Source organism: Kitasatospora sp. NPDC091257, assembly GCF_044757675.1.
GTDB classification, from domain to species: Bacteria; Actinomycetota; Actinomycetes; order Streptomycetales; family Streptomycetaceae; genus Kitasatospora; species Kitasatospora lactacystinica.
Map to the genome: position 1 here is coordinate 1 of NZ_JBIVVI010000303.1, position 8,165 is coordinate 8,165.

Sequence of the window (8,165 nt, forward strand, 5' to 3'; positions counted from 1 at the left end):
CCCACCACAGACGCCCTGGCGGCACTCCACAAGGAGGCCCTGCGCGAGCTCATCTCCAAGCGGAAGCCCGATTCCCTTGGTGAAGGCGACGGTGGGCTTGTGCCCGCCCTCGGCCGGGACACCCTCGGCCGCGACGGCGTCGACGGGCGGTGCCGCCTCGACGGGGGCGGCCTCGACGGCGCCCGACTCCGGCTCGGGCACCCGCCGGAAGGCCATGGTCGGCTGGTGCCCGCCCTGAGCGGGGCCTTCGGAAGCGGACTCGGCCGCCCCCTGCCCGGCGGGCTGCTCCCCCTGCGGCCCGGCGGGCCCAACCTCGCGCTCGGTGCTCACGGACGACCTCCATAGCTGGCAGAACCAAGGACCATAGTTTTTCGCACTGTCGATTCGATTGCCGTAAGGACCCCTCTGAAGAACTCATAAGAATCCTTAGCCGACGCAGACGCCGACACCCGACGCCGGCACCGAACACCGGCTCCGACACCGGCACCCACGCCGGCACCCACGCCGGCACCGGCACCGACGGCCGAGGCTCCCCTCCCCCGCCGGGCGTCCCGCGATGCGGACCGCACACCCTCGGCCTTGGGCGTTCGCCCCCGTGCCGGTTAGCCTGTCGCTCCAAACTGACACGCGGGAGCTTGGACCCACCAGGCTGAGAGTGCGCATGTCGACCGTACGCCACACGAGTGACGGACGGTCGAGGGGGCGCTGACCGCCGGAACCTGTCCGGGTAATGCCGGCGTAGGGAGTATCGGCCATGCCGCCTGCTTCGCCATCCTCTTCTTCGGGCGCGAACGTTCCCGCCCCCGGTGCGGACGCCTCCGCCGCGGGCGCGACCGCCGTCCTGGAGCGCCCCGAGCACGTCGAAGCGCCCCTGGTGCTGGACACCGAGCCGCCGCGCACGCTGCGCTTCCGGGACCACTTCGCGCTCTGGATGAACCTGGGCGTCAGCCTGATCGGCTTCTCCACCGCCGCCACCGTGCTCGGCGCCCCCGGCAGCGAGCTGTCGCTGGTCGCCGCGGTGACCGCGATCACGGTCGGTACGGCGGTCGGCACCGCGATGCTCGGCGTGGCCTCGCTGATCGGCGCCCGCACCGGCGCCCCCGCGATGGCGAACCTGCGCGGTCTGTTCGGCACCCGGCTGTCGTACCTGCCGACGGTGCTGAACATCGTGCAGTGCATCGGCTGGGGCGTGTTCGAGCTGCTGACCATCTCGGCGGGCGCGCAGACCGTCGCGCACACCACCGGCTACCGCTGGCTGTTCGTCCTGCTCGCGGGCGCGCTGACCACGGCGCTGACCATCTGGCCGCTGGGCTCGATCGCGGTGCTGCGCCGCTTCGTGGCCGGGGCGGTCGCGGTGGCGATGGTGTACTTCACCGTCCAGCTGGGCCGCCAGGGCGTGCCGGACCCGGGGGCGGGCAACTGGCACGGCTTCCTGGGCGCCACCGACGCGATGATCGCGGTGTCGGTCTCCTTCGTCCCGCTGGCCGCCGACTACACCCGGCACTCGCGCACCCCGCGCTCGGCGTTCTGGGGCAGCTTCTCCGGCTACACGATCGCCCAGGTCTGGTGCTACGTGCTCGGCCTGATGGCGCTGCTGCAGTCGGACGGCGATCCGAACCGGATCTTCGACTCCTTCCTCGGGGTCTGGGCCGGCTGGCTGTTCCTGCTGGTGCTGGTGCTGCGCGAGACGGACCAGTCCTTCGCCAACGTGTACTCGACGGCGATGTCTGTGCAGAACCTGCTGCCGAAGGTGGACCGCCGGGTGCTCTCCGGCGCGATCGGCGCGCTGACCACCGTGCTGGCGCTGCGGATCGACGAGTTCACCGACACCTACTACGGCTTCCTCGGGCTGATCGGCTCGGTGTTCGTGCCGCTGCTGGCGGTGCTCGTGGTGGACTACTTCCTCGGCGCCGGGCGGCGCGGCTGGAACCTCTCCGCCGACGCGCCGTCCCGCTGGCCGATGCTGCTGCCGTGGGCCCTGGGCTTCGCGGTCTACCAGTTCATCGCGCCGACCAAGGTGGCCGGCTGGTGGACGGACTTCTGGACCTCGGCCCAGGAGTCGCTGCACTTCACCCCGCAGGAGTGGACCTCCGCCTCGCTGTTCGCCTTCCTGGTGCCCGCCCTGGTCACCTGGGCGCTCACCCCGCTCTCCCGCCGCGCCGACCGGCACTGAGCGGGCCGCCCGCACCGGGCGAAGCGGGGGCGGCCCAGCCCCGCGGGCCCGGCCGGGACGGCTCCGCGGGCAGGAAGACGGCCCCACAGGTTGGGGCCGTCTTTGTCCGCGCTTCACCTGTGCCGCCTATCGTTGGGCCTGTGACCAGCCCAGACCTGTCCTCGCCGGCGGCGCGCACCGTGCCGTCCGTCCAGGTGATCGCCCACCGCGGTTCCTCCCACGCCCTGCCCGAGCACACCCTCGCGGCCTACCGGCGCGCGCTCGACGAGGGCGCCGACGCGCTGGAGTGCGATGTCCGGGTCACCGCCGACGGCGCGCTGGTCTGCGTGCACGACCGCCGGATCGGCCGGGTCTCCAACGGCCGGGGCACCGTCTCGGCGATGACCCTCGCCGAGCTGGAGGACTACGACTTCGGCGCCTGGAAGACCGGCCGCCCCAGCGTCGACCCGGAGCTGCGCGGCGTGCTGCGGCTGGAGCGGCTGCTGGAGCTGGTGGTGGAGTGCGGCCGCCCGGTGGACCTGGCGATCGAGACCAAGCACCCGGTGCGTTTCCGCGGCCGGGTGGAGGCCGAGCTGCTGCGGACGCTGGAGCGGTTCGGGATCGGCGCGACCCGGGGCGGCGACCGCCCGTCCGCCCGGATCATGAGCTTCTCCTCGATCGCGCTGAACCGGGTGGCCGCCGCCGCGCCGCAGTACCGGCGGGTGTTCCTGTTCGAGCGGACCCTGCCGCTGCTCGGCCGGCTGCGCGAGGGTTCGCCGCTGCCGGGCGGGGCGCGGATCGCCGGCCCGGGCATCGAGCTGGTGCGGGCCCGCCCGCACCTGGTGACCAGGCTGCGCGAGCTGGGGCACGAGGTGCACGTGTGGACGGTGGACGAGCCGGCCGACGTCGAGCTCTGCCTGGAGCTCGGGGTGTCCGCGATCATCACCAACCGGCCCGCGGAGGTGCTGGCGCAGCTCGGCCGGTGATCCGCCGGCGCGTCCGGGGCCGCACCCGCCCGATCCGGTCGCCCCGAACCGGTCGCTCCGTCCGGTCACTTGCGTCCGGTCACTTGCGTCCGGTCGGCCCGGTCGGATCCTCCCGATCCGATCACTCCGGCCCGATCACTCTGGTCGGCAGTCAAACCTTCCTTGCGCGAAATTGCCGGAATTCTTGCATCCAGGCGACAGAGGGTGAGCACGGAATGACCTGATGTCGACCGTCGGTCGCCGCACTCGAAATGGGCTCGCGGGATCGTCCGGTGCTCGTTTCCGACGCATTACCAAGGGGCATCTCTCCCTCGGCATACGCTGAAGGAGGTCCGGGGGTGGCGTTGATGGTGGCGCGTGAAGTGCCGACTTCATCGACCATGGCAGTGCCGCACGGCCCAGCGAGTGTCGGGGTCGCACGGCGCCGACTGCGTCGAGATCTGGGTGACCGGCAGATACCGGAACCGGTCATCGATGATGCTGTTCTGATCCTTTCCGAGCTGTTGAGCAACGCCTGTCGATACGCCCGTCCGCTCGGCCCGCTGCCGGCCCTGGGCCGCAGCGGCCGGGCCGAGGTGCTCGGGCAGGTGCTGGTCGGCGTCCCGTCCGGGACGCGCGCCGCACCGGGCGGCCGGGAGTCCGCCGAGGGCTCGGACGAGCCGGACGGCGGCGTGCTGGTCCGCTGGCAGATGCACGCCGACGGGGTGCTCACCCTGGAGGTCACGGACGGCGGGGCGGCCACCCGGCCGCTGCCCGCGAGTCCCTCGCTGACCTCGCGCGGCGGCCGCGGCCTGAGCATCGTCGACCAGCTGGCCAGCGACTGGGGCGTGCGCGACGCCCCCGGCGAGGTCACGGTCTGGGCGGCGCTGCCCGCCCGGGCCCGGCACGCCCGGCGCACCGGGGGCGACGCCCGTAGCGCGTGAGCCGGGCGCGGGGAATGTGTCGTTAGGCTTCCCGGAACACAGGACCACCGTTTCCGGGAGAGCCGCAGCATGGGCAAGAAGGCCGCCAAGAAGGCGCCGCAGCGCCAGTCCACCACCGCCGTCACGGGCGAGATCCCCGTGGTCGGGGCCCGCGAGGACTGCCCCTGCGGCTCCGGCCGCCGGTACAAGGCGTGTCACGGCCGGGAGGCCTCGCACGCGGTGCAGGAGCTGGTGCACCGCCCGTTCGAGGGCCTGTCGGGCGAGGCCGACTGGGTGGCGCTGCGCGAGCTGGTGCCCGCCGCCACGGTGCCGCTGACGCTGGCCGCCGGGGTGGCGGACGGCGCCACCGGTGACGTCCCGTCGGTGACCCTGGCCACCGTGCTGCCGCTGGCCTGGCCGGCCCTGCGCCGCCAGGACGGCTCGATCCTGCTCGGCCTGCAGACCCAGTCCGCCTCCGGCGACCTCAGCCGCGACCTCGCGGACGCCCTGGAGCTGGCCCTGGCCACCGAGCCGGGCAGCCCGGTGCCGGCCCGCCGGACCGTCCCGGGCGGGCGCCGCCTGCAGGACCTGCTGGACGCCGGGGCCGCGTTCACGCCCACCGTGCACACCGGCTTCGAGTTCTGGCTGGAGGACGCCGAGGCCGCCACCGGTGAGGTCGCCGCCTCCCTGGAGCGCGCCAACGCCTCGGCCATCCCGACCGAGAAGCTCGCCGGCGTGGACTCCGCCTACTGGTGCGGCACTCCGGACAAGAACCACCTGCGCTGGGTGATGACCGTGCCGGAGGAGCAACTGCTGGACGCGCTGGCCCGGCTGAACGCGGCCGGCGAGGCCTCGCTCGGCGCGGACACCCGCCTGGTGGGCTCGTTCCGCGCGCACGGCCTGACCGTCCCGGTGTGGGATCTCCCGCTCGCGATGACCGCCGCCGACTGCGAGAAGCCGGCCGCCGAGTTCGCCGAGCGGCTCGCCGCCGTGCTCGCCGACGGGACCCCGCTGACCGCCGAGGAGCGGCGCGCCCGCGCGAACCTGGTGAACCGTCAGGTCACCCTGAACTAAAGCGCGCAGGATCCGCGTGATACGCGTCACATTGTCGCGGTGAACGCGCAATTTCCGGGCGTGGAGGGCGTCTTGGAAATTGGCGCGGGCGCAGATCCTTGTTACTGTCTAAAGAGTCCGGCCGCTGGTGCATCCCCCGTCGCCAGCGGCCGGATCTTTTGTTTTTCCGGAACGCCCCGGTGAAGGCCCCGACGGAGGCCCCGGCGCCCCGCCCGGCACCTGCGGTCCTCAGTAGGCCGAGCGTCCGCTGTCCAACCGGACCGCCGCCTCCACCAACTCCCCCAGCAGCGGCCCGACCTGCGGCAGCCAGACCCCGCCGCCGGCGCCCGGCCGCGGTGCCAGCACCCAGCGCACCTTCCCCCGGCCTCCGGCCGCGGCGACCCCCGCGGCCGCGCCTCCGGGCGGCAGTGCCAGGAAGCCACCCGGCCCGTGATAGCGCAACGAGCCCGGCACCCAAGGGAGTTGGGCGAGCATCTCACCGAGCACGTCCAGCGAGTACGGGGCCACCAACAGCGCGTAGCGGCCCGGCATCGCCAGCACCGGTCCGAGCGGCAGCCGCAGCGCGCCCAGGTAGACCAGCGCCCGGGCGCCGGCCGCCGCGGGCAGGCTGACCGCCGAGACCGTGGAGCCGGTGGCGGCCAGCACCGGCGCGTCCGGGCTCTGCCGCTCCCACCACCAGCGCACCATCCGGGCGTCCGTGGTGGCGGCCAGCAGCGAGGGGTCGTGGGGGTGCGCGCCGGGGACGGTGCAGTCCAGGTCGCCGCAGGAGCACCGGCCGTCGCGCAGCACGGCGCCCGGCACCACGGGCCAGCGGTGGTCGACGGCGGCCGCCAGGGCCGCGGCGAGCCGGGCGGAACGCTCCTCCGACCGGTCCTTCGGATTCTCACGCATGGCGCTCGTTCCTTTCCCTGACCGCTCGGTCCGCTCCGCCCCGCCGGCGTCCGTCGGGATCCTCCGTGCGGGCCCGCCGCGGCACGGTCCCCGGGCGGCGCGGCGCGGGGCGGGCGGCAGGGCGGGCGGCGCGGCTTCGACGTGGAGCGGGTGTGGAGCACGACATGAAAGGGCCGCGCACCGGCACAGCCCTTGGAACGAGAATCCCGTACGCGACGGATGGACGCCGCCCGGGCACGCTTGGTTCCACCGTACGAGTGAGAGAGTTCCGGCCAGCCCGGCTCACGGGCGGCACGGACATACGATCCGGACGGCCGCCCGGGCCGTCCTCCCGGTTCTGCCCGTTCGCGGCCCGCTCCATGCCTCCCGGCCCGACCGGCGCGCGCACCAACCCCGCGCGCCCCCCGACCGGGTCGCGATGGATGTGGAACAGGCCACCGCGTCGTCCTGGATCTGGACATGCCCCGAATGGCCTGTGTAGAAGTGGTGGCATTGCTGTCGATCAATGACGAGTAGTAGCGAATCGAGGCGAAACGCGCCCTAAGGCCGTGCTCGCTCCACATTGGCCGTATCTGGGGGTTTCGCATGGCACGTAGCACCGCGTCAGGAGTGACGGCATGAACGAGTCCCACCCGTCGACGGCCCTCCCGTCGACGACGACCGCCGAGCCGGGCGAACCCGGCTGCGCAGGCGGGCTCACCGTCCTCGACCTGCCGGACCTGCCCGGCCCCGTCGACGCCCTGGACGGCACGACGGACGCCCGCACGGCGCCGTCCGCCGCCGTGCAGGACCGTTTGGCCGGACGCCTGTCCGAAATCACCAGCCTGCACGAGCACACCGAGCGGCTCGCCCGCACCCGCGGCCTGGCCGCCACCCTGGACACCGTCCTCGCCTCCGGCGCCGCCCTGCTCGGCGCCCGGCGCGGCGTGCTGGTCACCAGGCGGCCCGGCGGCGGGCCCGGACAGCCGGTCGGCTTCGGCCTCGACCGCGCCAGCCTCGGCGCCCTGGAGACCGTCCCGACCGAGCAGAGCCTGCTGGCCCGGCTGCTGCGCGAACGGGACCGGCCCGCCCGGCTGCACTCCCGCGACCTCGCCGAGGACCCGGCCATCGGCACCCGGCTGCGCGAACTCGCCGTCCACCTCGGCCTCGGCGGCGCCTACGGCCTGCCGCTCGCCACCGCCGAGGACGGCCCGCTCGCCGCCGCCCTCTGGTTCTACGACGAGCCCGCCGAACCGACCGAATGCCAGCGCGAACTGGCCCGCCACTACTGCGAGATCGCCGCCCCGCTGCTCGCCAAGCAGCTGGAGGCGGACCGGATCTCGCGCACCACCGAGGCGCTGCGCCGCGGCCTGCTGCCGGACCGCCTCCCCCAGGCCGCCGGGCTGCGGCTGGCCGCCCGGCTCGTCCCCGCCGGGCTGGAGCGCTCCGCCGGCAGCGACTGGTACGACGCGATCCCGCTGCCGGACGGCACCATCGGCCTCACCGTCGGTTCCGTCTCCGGCGACGGCCCCGGCGCGGGCCCCGGCTCCGCCCCCGGCGCGGCCGCCGCGATGGGCCGGGTCCGGGCCGCGCTGCGGGCGTACGCGGTGCTGGAGGGCGAGGACCCGGTCTCCGTCCTGGGGGACCTGGAGCTGCTGCTCAAGACCACCGAGCCGAGCCGCTCCGCCACCGCCGTCTACGCCTGGGTCGAGCCCGAGGAGCGCCGGATCACCCTGGCCGGCGCCGGGCACTGCCCGCCGGTCCTGGTCGGCCGGCACGGCGCCGAGTTCGTCGAGACCTCGCTCTCCGCCCCGCTCGGCATGCTGGCCTGCTGGGAGGCCCCCGGGGTGGAGTTCACCGCCGAGCGCGGCGACACCCTGCTGCTCTACACCGACGGCCTGGCCCGCCGCTTCGGCCCCACCCTGCACGCCGGGCAGGCCAACCTGCGCCGCGCCGCCGCCGACGCCCCGCGCGACGTGCGGATCGACCCGGACCGGCTCTGCGCCCACCTGCTGGCCGTCTGCCCGGCCCCGCCGCCCGCGGGCACCGCCACCGACGACCTGATGCTGCTGGCGGCCCGCTTCGAGTGAAGGTTCGGACCCGAAAAGGGCGGGCGGCCCGGCGTCCGTACCATGGACGCACGGCCGCCCGCGCGTGTCGCGATCCGACACCTCCCCCGAG

6 protein-coding genes, 1 pseudogene and 1 riboswitch are annotated in these 8,165 nt (G+C 74.4%); of the genes and pseudogenes, 5 read left to right on the forward strand and 2 right to left on the reverse strand.

Going from position 1 to position 8,165, the window contains the following annotated elements; genetic code table 11:
- A pseudogene (locus ACIQOV_RS16405) lies at positions 1 to 330 on the reverse strand (hypothetical protein); the annotation flags it as partial.
- Positions 331 to 617: 287 nt separating this feature from the next.
- A riboswitch (TPP riboswitch) is annotated at positions 618 to 762 on the forward strand.
- On the opposite strand from ACIQOV_RS16405, the gene ACIQOV_RS16410 reads away from it, so the two are divergent.
- From ACIQOV_RS16410 to ACIQOV_RS16425, 4 genes are all read left to right on the forward strand, one after another.
- Positions 755 to 2,173, forward strand: a complete 1,419-nt coding sequence (locus tag ACIQOV_RS16410; RefSeq protein ID WP_401049101.1) for a purine-cytosine permease family protein — start codon at positions 755 to 757, stop codon at positions 2,171 to 2,173. (Overlaps the previous riboswitch by 8 nt.)
- 140 nt (positions 2,174 to 2,313) lie before the next feature.
- Positions 2,314 to 3,138, forward strand: coding sequence for a glycerophosphodiester phosphodiesterase (locus ACIQOV_RS16415; RefSeq protein WP_401049103.1), 825 nt, complete (start codon positions 2,314 to 2,316; stop codon positions 3,136 to 3,138).
- 347 nt (positions 3,139 to 3,485) lie between these two features.
- On the forward strand, positions 3,486 to 4,061 hold the full coding sequence (locus ACIQOV_RS16420) for an ATP-binding protein (protein WP_387726706.1): 576 nt from the start codon (positions 3,486 to 3,488) through the stop codon (positions 4,059 to 4,061).
- Between the two features lie 69 nt (positions 4,062 to 4,130).
- Positions 4,131 to 5,114: a DUF5926 family protein gene (locus ACIQOV_RS16425; protein ID WP_359897787.1), complete on the forward strand. Its 984-nt coding sequence runs from the start codon at positions 4,131 to 4,133 to the stop codon at positions 5,112 to 5,114.
- Between the two features lie 228 nt (positions 5,115 to 5,342).
- Here the strand turns inward: ACIQOV_RS16425 and ACIQOV_RS16430 are convergent, their stop codons facing one another.
- Positions 5,343 to 6,005 carry a bifunctional DNA primase/polymerase gene (locus ACIQOV_RS16430; protein ID WP_401049106.1) on the reverse strand — a complete coding sequence of 221 codons (663 nt, stop codon included), beginning with the start codon at positions 6,003 to 6,005 and terminating at the stop codon, positions 5,343 to 5,345.
- 617 nt (positions 6,006 to 6,622) lie between these two features.
- Here ACIQOV_RS16430 and ACIQOV_RS16435 point away from each other — a divergent pair.
- Positions 6,623 to 8,074: a PP2C family protein-serine/threonine phosphatase gene (locus ACIQOV_RS16435; protein ID WP_401049108.1), complete on the forward strand. Its 1,452-nt coding sequence runs from the start codon at positions 6,623 to 6,625 to the stop codon at positions 8,072 to 8,074.
- Positions 8,075 to 8,165: the final 91 nt, after the last annotated feature.